This is a genomic window from Citrobacter sp. C13, from assembly GCF_014596815.2.
Taxonomy (GTDB): domain Bacteria; phylum Pseudomonadota; class Gammaproteobacteria; order Enterobacterales; family Enterobacteriaceae; genus Citrobacter; species Citrobacter portucalensis.
Map to the genome: position 1 here is coordinate 719,878 of NZ_CP115024.1, position 14,860 is coordinate 734,737.

At 50.7% G+C, this 14,860-nt stretch carries 14 protein-coding genes; 9 read left to right on the forward strand and 5 right to left on the reverse strand.

The genetic code is table 11. The features are described from left to right. Positions 1 to 2 precede the first annotated feature (2 nt). The 7 genes from hybA to hybG are packed head-to-tail and all read left to right on the forward strand — an operon-like array spanning position 3 to position 5,445. Positions 3 to 989 (forward strand): hydrogenase 2 operon protein HybA, encoded by a 987-nt coding sequence (hybA, locus tag IB222_RS03515; RefSeq protein ID WP_149384546.1) that lies wholly within the window; start codon positions 3 to 5, stop codon positions 987 to 989. Next, a complete protein-coding gene (gene hybB, locus IB222_RS03520; protein WP_003828354.1) occupies positions 979 to 2,157 on the forward strand; it encodes a Ni/Fe-hydrogenase cytochrome b subunit in 1,179 nt (392 codons plus the stop codon). The genes hybA and hybB overlap by 11 nt, the downstream gene beginning before the upstream one ends. Next, complete coding sequence (gene hybC / locus IB222_RS03525; RefSeq protein ID WP_003828353.1) at positions 2,154 to 3,857, forward strand: hydrogenase 2 large subunit; 1,704 nt, start codon at positions 2,154 to 2,156, stop codon at positions 3,855 to 3,857. The genes hybB and hybC overlap by 4 nt, the downstream gene beginning before the upstream one ends. Beyond that, entirely contained in the window at positions 3,857 to 4,351 is a 495-nt protein-coding gene (locus IB222_RS03530; RefSeq protein ID WP_032944999.1) for a HyaD/HybD family hydrogenase maturation endopeptidase, read from the forward strand. The genes hybC and IB222_RS03530 overlap by 1 nt, the downstream gene beginning before the upstream one ends. Further along, entirely contained in the window at positions 4,344 to 4,832 is a 489-nt protein-coding gene (hybE, locus tag IB222_RS03535) for a hydrogenase-2 assembly chaperone (protein WP_149384547.1), read from the forward strand. Before IB222_RS03530 ends, hybE begins: the two co-directional genes overlap by 8 nt. Next, entirely contained in the window at positions 4,825 to 5,166 is a 342-nt protein-coding gene (hypA, locus tag IB222_RS03540) for a hydrogenase maturation nickel metallochaperone HypA (protein ID WP_003828349.1), read from the forward strand. The genes hybE and hypA overlap by 8 nt, the downstream gene beginning before the upstream one ends. 30 nt (positions 5,167 to 5,196) lie before the next feature. Then, positions 5,197 to 5,445 carry a hydrogenase maturation factor HybG gene (gene hybG / locus IB222_RS03545; RefSeq protein WP_003024459.1) on the forward strand — a complete coding sequence of 83 codons (249 nt, stop codon included), beginning with the start codon at positions 5,197 to 5,199 and terminating at the stop codon, positions 5,443 to 5,445. Between the two features lie 94 nt (positions 5,446 to 5,539). Here the strand turns inward: hybG and yghU are convergent, their stop codons facing one another. Then, entirely contained in the window at positions 5,540 to 6,406 is an 867-nt protein-coding gene (gene yghU / locus IB222_RS03550) for a glutathione-dependent disulfide-bond oxidoreductase (RefSeq protein ID WP_048225529.1), read from the reverse strand. A gap of 218 nt (positions 6,407 to 6,624) precedes the next feature. Here yghU and IB222_RS03555 point away from each other — a divergent pair, with 218 nt between their 5' ends. Next, positions 6,625 to 8,913, forward strand: coding sequence for an FdhF/YdeP family oxidoreductase (locus IB222_RS03555; RefSeq protein ID WP_149384548.1), 2,289 nt, complete (start codon positions 6,625 to 6,627; stop codon positions 8,911 to 8,913). 153 nt (positions 8,914 to 9,066) lie between these two features. Continuing rightward, complete coding sequence (gss, locus tag IB222_RS03560; RefSeq protein WP_126317419.1) at positions 9,067 to 10,926, forward strand: bifunctional glutathionylspermidine amidase/synthase; 1,860 nt, start codon at positions 9,067 to 9,069, stop codon at positions 10,924 to 10,926. 353 nt (positions 10,927 to 11,279) lie between these two features. Here gss and IB222_RS03565 read toward each other — a convergent pair whose 3' ends face one another. The 4 genes from IB222_RS03565 to IB222_RS03580 all read right to left on the reverse strand — a co-directional run bounded on the left by IB222_RS03565 (position 11,280) and on the right by IB222_RS03580 (position 14,855). Continuing rightward, on the reverse strand, positions 11,280 to 11,624 hold the full coding sequence (locus IB222_RS03565) for a hypothetical protein (protein WP_149384549.1): 345 nt from the start codon (positions 11,622 to 11,624) through the stop codon (positions 11,280 to 11,282). 438 nt (positions 11,625 to 12,062) lie between these two features. Further along, positions 12,063 to 12,974, reverse strand: coding sequence for a LysM peptidoglycan-binding domain-containing protein (locus IB222_RS03570; RefSeq protein ID WP_149384550.1), 912 nt, complete (start codon positions 12,972 to 12,974; stop codon positions 12,063 to 12,065). A gap of 32 nt (positions 12,975 to 13,006) precedes the next feature. Continuing rightward, positions 13,007 to 13,486 carry an Hcp family type VI secretion system effector gene (locus tag IB222_RS03575; protein ID WP_148361483.1) on the reverse strand — a complete coding sequence of 160 codons (480 nt, stop codon included), beginning with the start codon at positions 13,484 to 13,486 and terminating at the stop codon, positions 13,007 to 13,009. 22 nt (positions 13,487 to 13,508) lie between these two features. Next, positions 13,509 to 14,855, reverse strand: a complete 1,347-nt coding sequence (locus IB222_RS03580; RefSeq protein ID WP_149384551.1) for a type VI secretion system ImpA and VasL domain-containing protein — start codon at positions 14,853 to 14,855, stop codon at positions 13,509 to 13,511. Between the last annotated feature and the right edge of the window lie 5 nt (positions 14,856 to 14,860).

Consider the following 14,860-nt stretch of genomic DNA (forward strand, 5'->3'; position numbering starts at 1 on the left):
CCGTGAACAGACGTAACTTTATAAAAGCAGCCTCCAGCGGGGCATTGCTGTTGGGCGCAGCGCCGTCCATCGGCCATGCGGCTGCAGAAAACCGTCCGCCGATCCCAGGTTCTCTTGGGATGCTCTATGACTCGACGCTGTGCGTAGGCTGCCAGGCCTGTGTCACCAAGTGTCAGGATATCAACTTCCCGGCGCGTAACCCGGAAGGCGAGCAAACCTGGTCGAACAACGACAAACTGTCGCCGTATACCAATAACATCATTCAGGTGTGGCGTAGCGGAACAGGCGTTAACAAAGACCAGGAAGAAAATGGCTACGCATACATCAAGAAACAGTGCATGCACTGTGTTGATCCGAACTGCGTTTCCGTTTGCCCGGTCTCCGCGCTGAAGAAAGATCCGAAAACCGGCATCGTCCATTATGACAAAGATGTCTGCACGGGCTGTCGTTACTGCATGGTCGCCTGCCCGTACAACGTGCCTAAGTACGACTACAACAACCCGTTTGGTGCGCTTCACAAATGTGAACTGTGTAACCAGAAAGGCGTTGAGCGTCTGGACAAAGGTGGTTTACCGGGTTGTGTTGAAGTGTGCCCTGCCGGTGCGGTGATTTTTGGTACGCGTGAAGAGCTGATGGCTGAGGCGAAAAAACGTCTCGCGCTGAAGCCTGGCAGCGAATACCACTATCCGCGTCAGACGGTGAAAGCAGGCGATACCTATCTGCATACGGTACCGAAGTACTACCCACACCTGTACGGTGAGAAAGAAGGTGGTGGTACACAGGTTATGGTACTGACGGGTGTTCCTTACGAGGATTTGGATCTGCCGAAGCTGGATGATCTTTCAACTGGTGCGCGTTCCGAACATGTTCAACATTCCCTGTACAAGGGCATGATATTACCCCTGGCTGCGCTGGCGGGCTTAACCGTGCTGGTTCGTCGTAATATGAAAAACGACCATCACGATGGAGGAGACGATCATGAGTCATGATCCTAAACCGCTGGGCGGAAAAATAATCAGCAAACCGGTCATTATTTTTGGGCCGCTTATCGTCCTGTGTATGCTCCTGATCGTGAAACGTCTGGTCTTCGGGCTGGGCTCAGTCTCCGATCTGAATGGCGGTTTCCCATGGGGTGTATGGATCGCGTTTGACCTGTTGATTGGTACTGGCTTCGCGTGCGGCGGTTGGGCGCTGGCGTGGGCGGTGTACGTTTTCAACAGAGGACAATACCATCCGTTAGTTCGTCCGGCGCTGCTTGCGAGCCTGTTTGGCTACTCCTTGGGTGGTCTGTCGATCACCATTGACGTCGGTCGTTACTGGAACCTGCCGTATTTCTACATTCCGGGCCACTTCAACGTGAACTCGGTACTGTTCGAAACGGCGGTCTGTATGACCATCTATATCGGCATCATGGCGCTGGAATTTGCTCCGGCTCTGTTTGAACGTCTGGGGTGGAAAGTTTCCCTCAAACGTTTGAATAAAGTGATGTTCTTTATTATTGCCCTCGGCGCGCTGCTGCCAACCATGCACCAGTCTTCAATGGGTTCATTGATGATTTCTGCGGGTTATAAGGTGCATCCGCTATGGCAAGCTTATGAAATGCTGCCGCTTTTCTCGGTATTAACCGCCTTTATTATGGGCTTCTCGATCGTCATCTTTGAAGGCTCGTTGGTACAAGCCGGTCTGAAAGGTAACGGTCCGGACGAGAAAAGTTTGTTCATCAAGCTGACGAATACCATCAGCGTGCTGCTGGCGATTTTCGTCGTCCTGCGCTTTGGCGAACTGATCTATCGCGACAAGCTGTCCTATGCGTTCTCAGGCGATCTGTACTCCCTGATGTTCTGGCTTGAAGTCGTGCTGATGGTCTTCCCGCTGGTGGTGCTGCGCGTCACTAAGCTGCGTAATGACTCGCGCATGCTGTATCTGTCTGCGCTGAGCGCGTTGCTGGGTTGTGCAACATGGCGTCTGTCCTATTCGCTGGTGGCGTTCAATCCTGGTGGTGGCTACCACTACTTCCCGACCTGGGAAGAGCTGTTGATTTCTATTGGTTTTGTGGCTATTGAGATTTGTGCATACATCGTACTCATTCGTCTACTGCCGATACTTCCTCCTTTAAAACAAAACGATCAAAATCGTCATGAGGCGAGCAAAGCATGAGCCAGAGAATTACTATTGATCCGGTAACCCGTATTGAGGGTCATTTACGCATCGACTGCGAAATCGAAAATGGCGTGGTATCTAAAGCATGGGCTTCCGGTACCATGTGGCGCGGCATGGAAGAGATCGTGAAAAACCGCGATCCGCGCGATGCCTGGATGATTGTGCAGCGTATCTGTGGCGTTTGTACGACCACTCACGCTATCTCTTCCGTTCGTGCAGCAGAAAGTGCGCTGAATATTGATGTTCCGGTGAACGCACAGTATATCCGTAACATCATTCTGGCCGCGCACACCACGCATGACCACATTGTTCACTTCTATCAGTTGTCTGCGCTGGACTGGGTGGATATCACTTCTGCACTGAAAGCCGACCCAGCGAAAGCGTCTGCCATGCTGAACGGCGTGTCCTCCTGGCACCTGAACAGCGCAGAAGAGTTCACCAAGGTTCAGAACAAGATCAAAGATCTTGTTGCCAGCGGTCAGTTAGGCATTTTTGCTAACGGTTGCTGGGGTCACCCGGCAATGCAGCTGCCGCCGGAAGTGAACCTGATTGCGGTCGCACACTACCTGCAAGCGCTGGAATGCCAGCGTGATGCCAACCGCGTTGTGGCACTGTTAGGCGGTAAAACGCCGCACATCCAGAACCTGGCGGTAGGTGGGGTTGCTAACCCAATTAACCTTGACGGCCTCGGTGTGCTGAACCTTGAACGCCTGATGTACATCAAGTCCTTCATCGATAAGCTGAGCGACTTCGTTGAGCAGGTGTACAAGGTTGATACCGCGGTTATTGCTGCGTTCTATCCTGAGTGGCTGGAACGTGGTCAGGGTGCGGTTAACTACCTGAGTGCGCCGGAATTCCCGACAGACGGTAAAAACGGCAGCTTCCTGTTCCCGGGCGGTTATATCACCGATGCCGATCTTTCGACCTATCGTCCGATCACCTCTCACTCAGATGAGTACCTGATCAAAGGGATTCAGGAGAGTGCGAAGCACGCGTGGTACAAAGACGAAGCGCCGCAGGCCCCGTGGGAAGGCACAACGGTTCCTGATTACACCGGTTGGTCAGACGACGGCAAATACTCCTGGGTTAAAGCGCCGACTTTCTACGGTAAAACGGTTGAAGTGGGTCCGCTGGCCAACATGCTGTGTAAACTGGCGGCCAAACGCGAGTCTACTCATGCCAAGCTGAATGAAATCATCGCGATTTACACCAAGCTGACCGGTAAAACTATCGAAGTGTCGCAGTTGCACTCTACGCTGGGCCGAATTATTGGCCGTACCGTTCACTGTTGTGAACTGCAGAACGTTCTGCAGGATCAGTACAACGCGCTGATTGTGAACATCGGTAAGGGCGACCACACCACCTTCGTGAAACCGGATATTCCGGCAACGGGCGAATTCAAAGGTGTTGGTTTCCTCGAAGCGCCACGCGGTATGCTGTCTCACTGGATGGTGATTAAAGACGGCATTATCAGCAACTACCAGGCGGTTGTACCGTCAACCTGGAACTCTGGCCCACGTAACTTTAATGATGAAGTGGGACCGTATGAGCGCTCGCTGGTAGGTACGCCGATTGCCGATCCAAACAAACCGCTGGAAGTGGTTCGTACCATTCACTCCTTCGACCCTTGTATGTCATGTGCGGTGCATGTGGTGGACGTTGACGGGAACGAAGTGGTCTCAGTTAAGGTTCTGTAATGCGGATATTAGTCTTAGGGGTCGGCAATATTTTGCTGACCGACGAAGCCATCGGGGTACGTATCGTTGAGGCATTAGAGCAACGGTACATCCTGCCAGACTTTGTTGATGTTCTGGACGGTGGTACGGCTGGGATGGAGCTTCTCGGCGATATGGCGAACAGGGATCATCTGATCATTGCTGACGCCATCGTGTCGAAGAAAAACACGCCAGGAACGATGATGGTCCTGCGGGATGAAGAGATCCCGGCGCTGTTTACCAACAAAATCTCACCGCACCAGCTTGGCCTGGCCGACGTATTGTCGGCCCTGCGTTTTACCGGCGAGTTTCCGAAAAAGCTGACCTTAGTCGGTGTGATTCCGGAATCACTGGAACCGCATATCGGGCTAACGCCAACGGTTGAAGCGATGATTGAACCTGCGCTTGAGCAGGTTCTTGCCGCGCTTCGCGAATCAGGTGTTGAAGCGATCCCTCGGGAGGCGGCTCATGTCTGAGGAGTTTGTCGGTTTTCAGACGGCCCCGAAGATGCAGATTCAGGCAGCGTTTGAAGAGGTTGCCCAGCGTTCGATGCACGATCTCTCTTTCTTGCATCCGAATATGCCGGTATATGTCTCTGATTTTACTCTTTTTGAAGGACAGTGGACGGGGTGTGTTATCACACCCTGGATGCTCAGCGCACTGATTTTCCCCGGACCGGACCAGATCTGGCCGGTGCGTAAAGTCAGCGAAAAAATCGGGCTGCGTCTTCCGTATGGCGAGATGGCCTTTACCGTTGGTGAACTGGATGGCGTATCGCAATACCTTTCCTGTTCACTGATGTCGCCGCTTTCGCACAATATGTCGGCGCAAGAGGGTGTGCGTCTGACTGACGATTGCGCGCGAATGTTGTTATCGCTGCCGGTGAGCGATCCGAATGCGCCGCAGTTAAATCGCCGCGCGCTGCTGCTGGGCCGTCGGAACTGCGAAAATGCATGAGCTGTCCCTTTGTCAGAGCGCGGTTGAGATTGTTCAACAGCAGGCAGAGCAGCACGGTGTCAAACGTGTAACCGGCGTTTGGCTGGAAATCGGGGCGCTCTCCTGCGTTGAAGAGAGCGCTGTCCGTTTCAGTTTCGACATCGTCTGTCAGGGCACGCTGGCACAAGGGTGTGAACTGCATATTGACTACAAACCAGCCCAGGCATGGTGCTGGGATTGCAGTCAGGTTGTGGAAATCACCCAACATGATGCGCAGTGTCCACTATGTCAGGGCGATCGTCTGCGGGTTGATGCAGGCGATTCACTGAAAGTGAAAAGTATTGAAGTCGAATAACCCATAGGTTGCTATGGGGCGGAGTCAGATATGTGTATTGGAGTCCCTGGTCAGGTTCTGGCCGTTGGTGAAGATATTCACCAGCTTGCGCAGGTTGAAGTGTGCGGCATCAAACGTGATGTCAATATTGCCCTGATTTGTGAAGGTGATACCGCTGAGCTGGTCGGGCAATGGGTGCTGGTGCACGTAGGGTTCGCCATGAGCATCATTGATGAAGATGAAGCTAAAGCCACGTTAGACGCACTTCGCCGCATGGAGTACGACGTCACCAGCGCGTGACAACCGGTTAGTGCCTGATGGCGTTGCGCTTATCAGGCCTACGCCTTCGATGTAGGCCGGATAAGGCATTTATGCCGCCATCCGGCATCTTGCGTTAGCCCTGGCGCTTATCTTCGGTATTGGTGTCGAAGTCGCTGGCGTCATGACGTTCATGAAGCTGCTCGTTCAGCGGCCCGTTAGTGCGGTTTACAATACGACCTCGCTTAACTGCCGGACGCGCGGCAACCTCTTTTGCCCAGCGCTGCACGTGCTTGTAACTTCCTGCATCGAGGAACTCTGCCGCGTCGTACACGTTACCCAGCACCACATTGCCAAACCATGGCCAGACCGCCATATCGGCAATGGTGTATTCATCTCCTGCCACAAACTGATGCTGTGCTAACTGCTTATCCAGTACGTCGAGTAAGCGTTTGGCTTCCATGGTGAAGCGGTTGATCGCGTACTCAATTTTTACCGGCGCATAGTTATAGAAGTGACCAAAACCACCGCCGAGGAACGGCGCCGCACCCTGTAACCAGAACAACCAGTTCAGCGTTTCGGTACGTTTTGCCAAATCCTGCGGCAGGAAATAACCGTATTTTTCCGCCAGATAGAGCAGTATTGCGCCAGATTCGAATACGCGAACCGGTGGGTTTTGCGAATGGTCACGCAGCGCCGGGATCTTCGAGTTCGGATTCACCTCAACAAAGCCGCTGGAAAACTGATCGCCATCGCCGATGCGGATAATCCAGGCATCGTATTCCGCACCCTTCACGCCCTGTGCCAGTAACTCCTCCAGCATAATCGTCACTTTCTGCCCATTTGGCGTACCCAGCGAATAGAGCTGTAGCGGATGCTTGCCAACCGGCAGCGTCTTCTCGTGGGTGGCGCCGGAAATCGGGCGGTTGATATTGGCGAATGCGCCGCCGTTCGACTTTTCCCACGTCCAGACTTTCGCGGGCTGATAGGTATTGTCTGACATATTGACCTGCCTTCTGAGTGGTTGTGTTGATGCAGTGTAGCAGTTAGGTAGAACTCAATTTAACAGATTGGGACTTTATGTCGCTTTGTGCTGAAAGGGGAAGATAAATCTAACCCGTTCATTGTACCTGGCCCGTACTCCATGAAGAGGAAATCAATGTTGGACGGAAATTGCTACCGTATTCACCATCAAAAATTGGCGGTGAATAAGCAGTAATAATGAAAAATGGTGTTCCAGGAGTAAGCGGTTATCAGGGCCCTGCGGGTGGGTGGGGTGCGGTAAAAGCCGTCACTGCTTCGGTGTTTTCGCAAAAGGCTGTCGCGCGCGACATTATCGCGATGTTCAAAATGAACCAGGTGAAAGGGTTCGATTGTCCGGGGTGTGCGTGGCCGGACCCCGGGCATCGTGCGCCAATGGAGCTGTGCGAAAATGGCGTTAAGGCGGTTTCCTGGGAGACAACCAGTAAGAAAGCGTCACCGGAATTTTTCAGCCGTCACCCGGTTTCCACACTCTGGCACTACAGCGATTATGAACTGGAAAACATTGGTCGTTTGACGCATCCAATGAAATACGATGCAGTGTCAGACACCTGGCAGGCGGTGGATTGGGATATCGCCTTTCGGGAGATCGGCGAGCGTCTGCACAGCTATGACTCAGCACAACAGGTTGAGTTTTACACCTCCGGCAGAACGTCAAATGAGGCGGCGTTCCTGTATCAGCTGTTTGCCCGCGAATATGGTAGTAGCAACTTTCCTGATTGCTCAAACATGTGCCACGGACCGACCAGCGCAGGGCTAACGCCGGCCATTGGTCTTGGGAAAGGGACCGTTGAACTTGATGATTTCGACCACTGCGATCTGGTGATTTGTATCGGGCATAACCCTGGTACTAACCATCCACGCATGCTGACCACCTTGCGCGACGTTGCCAAACGCGGAGCCAAAATTATCTCCATTAACCCGCTGAACGAAAGGGGGCTTGAGCGCTTTAGCTTCCCGCAAAGCGCGAAAGAGATGTTCACCGGTCAGGCGACGGAGCTGAGCAACGACTACTACCAGGTAAAAATGGGCGGTGACGCCTCGTTGCTCAAAGGCATAATGAAGGCGCTGATCGAAATGGACGAAGCGCGGATCCTACTGGATCAGCAGCCGACGCTCGATCATGCGTTTATCGACCAACATACCGCGGGATATGCAGCGCTGTATGACGACTTACGTCAGCATAGCTGGGCGGAGCTGGAACAGGATTCGGGCCTGACGCGTAGTCAGATGGAAGACCTGGCGCACAGCTACAGTAAATCCAGCGCCACGATTGTTTGTTATGGTCTGGGTATCACCCAGCATAAAAACGGCACTGAGAACGTCCAGCAACTGGTAAATCTGTTGCTGCTGAAAGGCAATATGGGTAAGCCGGGGGCGGGGATCTGCCCGTTGCGTGGTCATTCTAACGTGCAGGGCGATCGTTCTGTAGGGATCAACGAAGCGGCGTCCGAAGACTTCCTGCAACGCCTTGAGAAGCATTTTTCTATCCGTGTTCCGCGCAAACATGGCCGCTCCAGCGTGGAGAGTATTCGGGCCATCGAGCGGGGAGATGCAAAAGCGCTCATCTGCATGGGCGGCAATCTGGCGGTAGCGATGCCCCAGCCGCAGCGTACCTTTGCGGCGATGAAAAATCTGGATCTGCAGGTCCATGTGGCGACCAAACTGAACAGATCTCATCTGCTGCTGGCAAAGCATAACTACCTGCTACCTGCATTAGGCCGAACGGAGCGCGACATGCAGGCGACGGGGATCCAGTCGGTGACCGTCGAAGATTCTATGTCGATGGTTCACGCTTCCTGCGGCGCGCTGAAGCCGGCTTCCCGCTGGCTAAAATCGGAGCCCGCGATTGTGGCGGGCATGGCGCGTGCCACGCTACCGCGTTCACCGATCAACTGGGAAGCATTTACCGGGGACTACGCGTTGATCCGTGACGCCATTGAAGCCGTGATCCCGGCGTTCCACGATTACAACGCACGTATTGCCGAGCCGGGCGGATTTCGTATGGATACGCCTGCTTCGCGCCGTGAATGGCGAACGGCGAATGGCAAAGCCAACTTTATCGTCAGCCATCAGCGGGCGGTAGAGCGAGAAAATCAGCCTGCCGATGCGCTGGTGCTGGCGACGTTGCGTAGCCACGATCAGTACAACACCACGATTTATGGTATGAACGATCGCTATCGTGGCATTACCGGTCGTCGGGATGTGGTGTTTTTAAGCGCCGAAGAAGCGACGAGTCGCGGTCTGAGCCAGGGTGATGTGGTTAACGTTCAGGCGCTGGACGACAACGGTCAGCCCTGCGCGGATCGCATCATGTACGGCTTAACGGTGGTGATTTACAACATGGCGGCTGGCTCAATTGGCGCTTATCTGCCTGAAGCGAATGTCCTGCTTTCGCTGGATGCAGTAGATACACAAAGTTTGACTCCGGCGTATAAAAGCGTACCGGTCACCCTGACCAAAGCGTAGTTTCTGCTGTGAATTTTTCGCCTCTGAGCGCCAGCCGCTGCGTTGAGGTGTATGATGATGTCGACCTCTGTCCGGTTAGTGTCGCAGAGCAGGCAACCAGAGCGAAAAATTCACGCCAACCTGCTCAGGCTGTATTGTTTTGAGGTAAGGTGCATGAGCAAAGGAACGACCAGTCAGGATGCCCCATTCGGGACATTATTGGGCTACGCCCCAGGTGGCGTAGCAATCTACTCTTCAGATTACAGCTCCCTCGACCCACGGGACTACGACGATGATGCGGCATTTCGCAGCTATATCGACGATGAATACATGGGCCACAAATGGCAGTGCGTAGAGTTCGCACGCCGCTTTCTCTTCCTAAACTATGGCATGGTCTTCACCGATGTGGGTATGGCCTGGGAGATCTTCTCCTTACGCTTCCTGCGCGAAGTAGTGAATGACAACATCCTACCGTTACAGGCATTTCCGAATGGTTCGCCCCGCGCGCCGGTAGCAGGCGCTCTGCTTATCTGGCAAAAAGGCGGCGAATTTAAAGATACCGGGCATGTGGCGGTCGTCACCCAGTTGCTGGAAAACAAAATCCGTATTGCCGAACAGAACGTGCTCCATACGCCGTTGCCTCCCGGACAGCAGTGGACCCGCGAACTGGAGATGGTGGTTGAGAACGGTTGTTATACCCTGTGTGATACCTTTGACGACACCACTATCCTTGGTTGGATGATTCAGACCGATGATACCCGTTACAGCCTGCCGCAGCCGGAGATCGCCAATGACTCGCTGAAAATCAGCGGTGCGCGACTGGAAGATAATGGGCAGTTTGACGGCAAATGGCTGGATGAACAGGATCCGCTGCAAAAAGCCTACGTGCTGGCGAATGGGCATGTGATTAATCAGGACCCTCATCAGTACTTCACCATTACCGAGAGCGCCGAGCAGGAGCTGATTAAAGCCACCAACGAGCTGCACCTGATGTATCTGCACGCGACTGACAAGGTGCTGAAAGACGACAACCTGCTGGCGCTGTTTGATATTCCGAAAATCCTCTGGCCGCGCCTGCGCCTTTCCTGGCAGCGTCGTCGGCATCATATGATTACGGGGCGTATGGATTTCTGTATGGATGAACGCGGACTGAAGGTGTATGAGTACAACGCTGATTCCGCATCGTGCCATACCGAAGCCGGTTTGATCCTCGAAAGATGGGCCGAACGGGGCTACACAGGGCAGGGACACAACCCGGCTGAAGGGTTGATCAACGAACTGGCGGGGGCCTGGAAGCACAGCCGCGCACGTCCGTTTGTCCACATCATGCAGGATAAGGATATCGAAGAAAACTATCACGCGCAGTTTATGCAGCAGGCGCTGCGTCAGGCCGGGTTTGACAGCAAAATTCTGCGAGGTCTGGATGAACTGCGCTGGGATGACGCCGGTCAATTGATTGACGGGGACGGCCGTCTGGTGAACTGCGTCTGGAAGACCTGGGCGTGGGAAACCGCGATTGAGCAGGTGCGTGAGGTTAGCGAAACGGAGTACGCCGCGGTGCCAATTCGTACCGGGCATACGAATCAGGAAGTACGTTTAATCGACGTGCTGCTGCGCCCGGAAGTGCTGGTCTTCGAACCTCTGTGGACGGTTATCCCTGGCAACAAAGCGATTCTGCCGATCCTCTGGCAACTGTTCCCGCACCACCGTTATCTGCTTGATACGGATTTCACTGTTAATGAAGAGCTGGCGCAAACCGGTTATGCGGTGAAACCTATTGCAGGACGTTGTGGCAGCAACATCGATCTGGTGAGTCATCAGGAAGAGCTACTGGATAAAACCAGCGGTAAGTTTGCCGAGCAGAAGAACATTTATCAGCAGCTTTGGTGTCTGCCAAAAGTTGCCGGTAAATATATCCAGGTTTGTACCTTTACCGTAGGTGGTAACTACGGCGGTACCTGCCTGCGCGGTGACGAGTCGCTGGTGATTAAAAAAGAGAGCGATATTGAACCGCTGATTGTGGTGAAGGAATAACCGCGCAACCCCTGTGATGGTGATGTTGCCATCACGGGGTTATTTGATGGGAATAATTTTCGAAATACTCGAAAGCAAGAACCCGCCTTTTGGGCGGGTTCTTTAAATAGTGGTGCCGGACTCGGTGTAGTTCTTTGGGCTAATGAACTGTTTTCAATAAGAATGCTATTTTTTTAGTTTGCCAAGACCACCGGACAGGCCACCACAAAACGAACCCTTATCGAATTGCAGGATTAACCTGCTGGTTTAAACACAACCAGATGATGTGAGTTTGGTTACTACTTCTCTCTCTAAATTATTGTGTAAATGCTAAAATGCTAATCATAAAATTACTCATTACTTTTATTTTTTATCTACGTCTTTTTATATTCGTCATATATTATGATGGTGTCATCATAGACCGTTAGTCTTGCCGAATAATCTTTGTTATTCTTGTATTTGTTTTTCATCGTGGATAGTTTGTATTCAATATCTGAGCAATTTTCTTTAATAACACTTTCAACAATTTTGTAAGTTGTTTTTTCCAAACGTGGATCAAAGTTACTTACCCAAACCTCGCAAGCATCAGCACTTTCAAAAAAATCCTGAAGATCTTGTGGCATTTTTTCTATAATAACTTTATCCACCGCAAATAATAAACTGGAGTATAAGATAAATAATATCATTAAAATGATTTTGAATAAATACTTGTTATTCATGACGTCATCCTAGATGGTGTTTTTAATCCATTGTATTTGTGATAGATTCATATTGGTTTTACAATATAGTGACGAAATTGAGGGGCGATAGCCAGGAAGCGCTCCATCACTTTGTGAGGCGTATTTACATTGTTTTTCGCGATAAAGAATAAATGAGCGATGCAGTTCCGGGAATGTTATTCTTGCTATATGAATATAAGGTTCGTAATCAATAGAGCCATCTTCATTAAGCCCTCTCGCTCCTTCAGTATCATATTGCTTTAGTCTTTTTTCTGCTCTGTCTTCCTCATGTTTAACGCCAAAACGCTCTTCTGATATTTATCCATAAGACACCAATAAACTCTATCTTGTTGTATTAACTGATCGTATGAGCAATCAGATACTTTTATATCATGTGCATTGGTAATATCACACAATAATAATAATGAGAATAAATATTTATTTGTTTTCATTTGCAGTTCTTAAGTATATTATCTGTTTTTTGTTCTCATCAGAGACAATGAGACTATAAACATATTTAAATTTATCTGCATAATTTATATCACCAGGTTTACTGACTGTAGCTCGCTTTGGGTCTCCATTGTATTGGATTTGAATATTTTTAGGAGTAAACAATTTCCATCCTTGTATATACTGTTCCAGATGCGCTTTCTTATATTTAAGTTTATCTCCAGGATGAATGACTTTAACGCCATTCAGTGTGGTAAGAACATTCTGTGTTGTACCTATTTTCTTGGCGATAGAGCTATAGCCAAGATCTCCCTTAACGACTTCATAGATATCTTCTTTTTCATTGTCATAAACAGTTTTATCTTTTTCCGTTTCTGACATCTTTATCATTAAAAGAAAAATACCTGCGCGAATATTATATTCAGGATTGTTTTTTATCATATCAGATTTGTTTTTTAAGTATTTGTCCCAATTTTTCGGGGTTATAATTTTGTATTTTCTTGGGCGAGCAGGAACCGTCACCTTGAGGATGCCGTTATCCCCGATCTTTCCTATTTGCATAGGTTTTGTTTTCCATTCAGTCGATGTCGCACCTGTTTCAGTCCATATCATTGCCTTAATCAATTTCCAGTCCAGTGGCTTATATTTTTCGATGTTTTTCGACATGGATAAATGCTGGTTAATTTCAGAAACAAGTTTCCTGATTGTATTATCATAAATATACCAGTCAGGATTGCCAATCGCTTTTTCTCGCCCGGATTTCCACTCCTCAAGAGGACTAAGTTTTTTGGGCGGTTGTCCAGAATCTTTTCCTGTTGTCCGGGCATTTACCTGGGGTCTTTTTCTCGGATTTTCTGTTGTTGGGATGCCTTTGTGTACCGCTGCCGTGCGCTTTACCATGTGAAGCCCTCCATTCATTTGTAAAATCTTTACTAAAATACCCTCTCATCCCATAAACTGTATGCACTGGTCCCGGCAATGCAGTGTTCCCAGTTGATTGATTCATATATAAAAGAAATACTTTCCTGGGGTTGTGCTTCGCTGTCAATGACTACATGCGCAACCGAGAAATTAATATCACTAATTCGGGCGTTTTTTAATTCCAGCTTGTAATATTTTTCATTAACACCAAATCTATTTGTTCGATAAAAATCAAAAGTGCAGGTCAATATTTCATTATCGTTAATTGCTTTTCCCAGCAAAGGAGATGATTTATCGACAGGTTTTTTTATCGTAACTGAATGATGATTGACATTTTGATCCCGACTTAACCCATGCGTCAGTTCATATACCATAATATGATCAAGATGCAGTAACTGAGCTTTATTACCGATAGAATCAAGTGAACAGCAACCTGCTGAAATCAATCCTTGCTTTTCACCGTTCAGTGTTAAATAAATTAAATTTGCCATGTTGTTCTCCTCGCGTTAACTATTATTTTCCGGATTTTGCATTAGTTGCCGACTCTGGCACTGCATTGCTTTTCAGCAGCAGCCAGCGGCTTAATACGCCATTCATCTGTTCATTAACTTGTTTTTCCAGCGCTTCTGTATTCCGTCCCTGTGTCCTGGCGTCCTGGTACTGTGTCAGCAGGGATTCCAGCGGCGTTTCCTGATTCAGCAGTCGTTCCGCCTGCCAGGTGACTGTCTTAATGTAGGAAAGGGTAAAGCCCTGCTTCTCTGTCTCCCGTTGCATCATCAGGTCGGCAAAGTCGCGCAAATTCTGACGAGCCTGCTGCCAGCCACGCATTTGTGGGCTGCTTTGTGCACGGGCTTTCAGGATTTCATTCCACTGCGCTGTTGCCTGCTGCTGTTGCAAACTCTCCGGCCAGCGACTGTCTGCGGTTTGCATCATCTGCATACCTGTTTCCAGCAGTTGCAGCGGCGAGGTGTCGGGAAGCTGTTGCAGCCGTTGCCCGTAACTGTCCAGTTCAGGCGACGACAGCCAGACTGTTGCCGCGCCCTGTGCTGTATCCCTGACTTGTGAAAGTTGTTGTTGCATCGGGTACACCTGCCACCACCAGAGTGCGGCAGCAGCAGCCGTCGTGCAGGCAATACCCGCCATAAAACCTTTAGAATTCCGGCCTGGCGTAGCGCTGGCGACCGGTGTGGTGCCGTTGTGGACTTCCACCTTCATTTCCGGCAGGTCGGGCAGGGGAGGAAGGCTTTCCTCCGTGACGGGCTGTGTGCTCTCCGGGGCATAAATCAACGTTCTGACGGTGGTCTGTGACGGAGTACCCACGCTGCTTTTTGGCTGTGGTTCTAGTCGTTTACGCGTGTTCTGCACAAAATAAAGCAGGTTTTCTACGTGCGGCTGGCGTTTCAGTTCTACCTGCTGGAGTTTGTCGCAAATCAACTGCAATGCGCGCTCAGTCCGGTACAGCAACGGCAGTTTAGTGTCTGAAAAGGACAGTTGCTGGCGCAGGATATTACCGGTCCGGGTATTGAGCCAGTCAAGCATCCCGGTACGGGCTGATTCATCCTGCGGCCAGAATTTATCCCAGTCGTGGCTTATCATTGTCGCCAGTAGCTCCACCCCTTCGCAAAATCCGGCCAGCCCGTGTGTACGCGTGCGCGCCAGGGTGTAATAGGTCGCCGTGTGCAGATCCACGCCGTTGGCTTTAAAGATCGCCAGTGCCAGTGATTCCACCAGTTTCCAGTTCAGCTCCGGCTGCGACGGGTGAGAGGATTTATTGATCTCTTCCCGCAGGGCGCTGAATTCCGGCAGGCCGCGAGGATCGCTGCCGGTAACAATAATTTGTGTGAGTATGCCTTGGCTCATTTCAG

Excerpts from the sequence above, each read along its gene's own strand:
- hybE (WP_149384547.1), top strand. The coding sequence starts at position 4,344 with ATGTCTGAGGAGTTTGTCGGTTTTCAGACGGCCCCGAAGATGCAGATT.
- yghU (WP_048225529.1), bottom strand. The coding sequence starts at position 6,406 with ATGTCAGACAATACCTATCAGCCCGCGAAAGTCTGGACGTGGGAAAAG.
- IB222_RS03575 (WP_148361483.1), bottom strand. The coding sequence starts at position 13,486 with ATGGCAAATTTAATTTATTTAACACTGAACGGTGAAAAGCAAGGATTG.
- IB222_RS03570 (WP_149384550.1), bottom strand. The coding sequence starts at position 12,974 with ATGGTAAAGCGCACGGCAGCGGTACACAAAGGCATCCCAACAACAGAA.
- hybC (WP_003828353.1), top strand. The coding sequence starts at position 2,154 with ATGAGCCAGAGAATTACTATTGATCCGGTAACCCGTATTGAGGGTCAT.
- hybB (WP_003828354.1), top strand. The coding sequence starts at position 979 with ATGAGTCATGATCCTAAACCGCTGGGCGGAAAAATAATCAGCAAACCG.
- hybG (WP_003024459.1), top strand. The coding sequence starts at position 5,197 with ATGTGTATTGGAGTCCCTGGTCAGGTTCTGGCCGTTGGTGAAGATATT.
- gss (WP_126317419.1), top strand. The coding sequence starts at position 9,067 with ATGAGCAAAGGAACGACCAGTCAGGATGCCCCATTCGGGACATTATTG.
- hypA (WP_003828349.1), top strand. The coding sequence starts at position 4,825 with ATGCATGAGCTGTCCCTTTGTCAGAGCGCGGTTGAGATTGTTCAACAG.
- IB222_RS03565 (WP_149384549.1), bottom strand. The coding sequence starts at position 11,624 with ATGAATAACAAGTATTTATTCAAAATCATTTTAATGATATTATTTATC.
- IB222_RS03530 (WP_032944999.1), top strand. The coding sequence starts at position 3,857 with ATGCGGATATTAGTCTTAGGGGTCGGCAATATTTTGCTGACCGACGAA.
- IB222_RS03580 (WP_149384551.1), bottom strand. The coding sequence starts at position 14,855 with ATGAGCCAAGGCATACTCACACAAATTATTGTTACCGGCAGCGATCCT.
- IB222_RS03555 (WP_149384548.1), top strand. The coding sequence starts at position 6,625 with ATGAAAAATGGTGTTCCAGGAGTAAGCGGTTATCAGGGCCCTGCGGGT.